Origin of the sequence: Spirillospora sp. NPDC049652 (genome assembly GCF_040675125.1) — a bacterium.
Lineage (GTDB): Bacteria > Actinomycetota > Actinomycetes > Streptosporangiales > Streptosporangiaceae > Spirillospora.
Map to the genome: position 1 here is coordinate 1 of NZ_JBFAOF010000991.1, position 2,545 is coordinate 2,545.

At 73.9% G+C, this 2,545-nt stretch carries 3 protein-coding genes; 2 read left to right on the forward strand and 1 reads right to left on the reverse strand.

What is annotated here, in order from left to right; genetic code table 11:
- Together AB0J52_RS35885 and AB0J52_RS35890 are read left to right on the forward strand one after the other, a co-directional pair.
- A partial coding sequence (locus tag AB0J52_RS35885) for an acyltransferase family protein (protein WP_500187373.1) occupies positions 1–1,057 on the forward strand: 1,057 nt, incomplete at its 5' end.
- Between the two features lie 26 nt (positions 1,058–1,083).
- Complete coding sequence (locus AB0J52_RS35890) at positions 1,084–2,148, forward strand: alpha/beta hydrolase (RefSeq protein ID WP_500187374.1); 1,065 nt, start codon at positions 1,084–1,086, stop codon at positions 2,146–2,148.
- A gap of 69 nt (positions 2,149–2,217) precedes the next feature.
- Here AB0J52_RS35890 and AB0J52_RS35895 read toward each other — a convergent pair.
- Positions 2,218–2,545: hypothetical protein (locus tag AB0J52_RS35895; protein WP_500187375.1), on the reverse strand; the 328-nt coding region annotated here is incomplete at its 5' end.

Here is a 2,545-nt window from a genome sequence, read left to right on the forward strand (position 1 = left end):
CGCCGCGGGCGGGCGGAGCGGTTCCTACCGGGCGTGGTTCGGGCGACGGCTCCGCCGGCTGGTGAAGCCGGTGCCGATCCTGCTCGCGGTGTGGGCTGCGGTCGTCCCCCTGCTGATCCTCGCCGGCTACCCGGCGGGGACGATCGTCTCGCTGATCAACCTGGTCCTCGATCCGCTGTGGTTCCTGCTGGTCTTCATCGGGCTCACCGCGCTGACCCCGATCGTGGTGCGGGCCGTCCGCAGGTGGGGTGCTGGGGCCGCCGTGCTCCCGGTCGCGGTCACCGCCCTGGTCGATCTCGCCCGTTTCGGCCTGGACGCGCCGCAGTGGATCGGCTGGATCAACGTCGCGTCCGCATGGCTCGTCCCCTTCACCCTGGGCGTCGCCTGGGCACAGGGCTCGTTCACGCCCCGCCCCCCGGCCTCTGGTCAGGCCCGGAACCTCCCGGGACGCGATGAACGGTCCCCGCGGCGACCCGCCCTGACGAGTGACCAGGTCCGCAGCCACCTGGCGCCCTGGGCGCTGCTGGTCGGCGGCGGCGCGGCGGCGGTCGCGCTGGTGCTGGCCGGCGGGTATCCGGCGAGCATGGTCGGGGTGCCGGGCCAGGCGGTCTCGAACCTGTCGCCGCCGACGCTGGCCTCCGTGGCGTTCGGGCTGGCGCAGTGCGGCGCGGCCCTCCTCCTGCGCGGGCCGCTGACCCGGCTGATGCGGCGCCCGGTGCTGTGGGCGGGCGTCGCCATGATGAACCTGTCGGCGATGACGGTCTTCCTCTGGCACCAATCGGCCCTGCTGGGCGTTTCCACCCTGGTGACCAGGGTCACCGATAGGGTTCCAGGGCTGCTCGACGCGCCCGACCATCCCGGATGGCTCGCCCACCGGCTGACCTGGATTCCCGTGTTCGCCGCCGTCCTGGCGGGCATGTGGTCCCTGGCACACCGGTTCGAGCGGCGGATCCGGTTCCAACCCACGAGCCGCCCCGTTCGTCTCACCAAGAGATCGGACGTCCCGGAAGGGGCCTTCGGAACACGCAGGACCACCACCGGATGCACCGAGCATTGACCGGCATCCAGTAGAAAGGCCGGGCCATGCCGCAGTCCTCCGAGACGTCGCAGTCCTCTCCCGAGCAGTCGCCCGACGGCGAGTCCGCCGGGCGCCCGCACCGCCGCAGACACCCGCTGCGGCGGCTCGCCGCCAGCGCCGTGCTCGCCGCCGGCGTCCTGCTCACCACCGCCGGAACCGGGCACGCCGACCCCTACGCCAAGCCGGGCCCCGTCCCGACGCTGTCCCCCACCACGCTCGACCTCCGCTACGCCGCCGAGCGGCTGACGATCGAGAAGGCGCTGGCCACCGCGCGCGACGTCGGCGACACCGAGCGGGCCCGCGCCCTGACGGCCTTCCTCCGCCCCGGCCGGACCTTCCTCTCGGTCGACCCGCGCGGCCGCGGCCAGGCCGTCGAGGTCATCGGCGACCTCGCCCACGCCCGCCGCGTCGCGGTCCTGGTCCCGGGCGCCGACTCCACGATCGCGGGCTTCGACCTGCGCGCCGGCCGCACCTGGGCGTCCCCCGGCGGCGGCGCCCGCGCCGTCTACGACGAGGCCCGCCGCATCTCCCCCGGCAGCGACCTCGCCGTCGTCGCCTGGCTCGGCTACGCCGCCCCCAAGACCTTCAGCAGCGACGTCCTCACCGACACCCGGGCCGAGCGCGGCGCGGTCGAGCTGCGGCAGTTCCTCGTCGGCGTGCACCGGGTGAACCCGTCCGCCCAGGTGGGCCTGCTCTGCCACAGCTACGGTTCGGTCGTCTGCGGCCGTGCCGCCATGGAGGGCAACGGCCCCGGCGGGCCCGCGTGGCGGAAGGTGTCCGACATCGCCCTGTTCGGCAGCCCGGGCACCACCGCCTGGACGGCCGCCGCCCTCGGCACCACCGCCCGCGTCTGGGCGGGCCGCGGCACCGCCGACTGGATGGAGGACGTCCCCCACGTCCGCATCTTCGGCCTGGGTCTCGGCCCCGACCCGGTCTCCCGGAACTTCGGCGCCCACGTGTTCCAGGCCGGCCACGCCGGCCACAGCGACTACCTGGCCCCCGGCTCCCCCTCCCTCCGCAACCTGACCCACATAGCCCTGGGCCACCCCGCCAGCGTCACCCGCGCCTAACCCAGTTCCATAGTGCTGATCAAGCACGGAGCCGAAGCCGGGCGAGCACAGAGGTCTCCCGCGCAGGGATCACGACCAAGCACCCCGACGTCGAAGACTTTGTAGCGGCACTCCGACGTCGAAGACTCCGTAGCGCTCGGGCGGGTGGCGAAGCGATTCGGCCTGCCGAAGGCCTGTGAACGCGTCGTCGGCCACGACCGCCCGCGAGAGTTCATCGGGCCAGCCCTCGGCGCGGTGGAGTGAGTCACTCACCGGGACTGTCAGCGGCAGCATCCCGCCCCGCTCCATCAGCCGCAACGAGGATGCGGCGTCGCAATCGAGCCTTGGATGGCGACGCGCATGATCACGCTGGGGCTGCGGGCTCGGGGTGATCGGCGGATGGTGACGGGCGCCGGCC

Excerpts from the sequence above, each read along its gene's own strand:
- AB0J52_RS35890 (WP_500187374.1), top strand. The coding sequence starts at position 1,084 with ATGCCGCAGTCCTCCGAGACGTCGCAGTCCTCTCCCGAGCAGTCGCCC.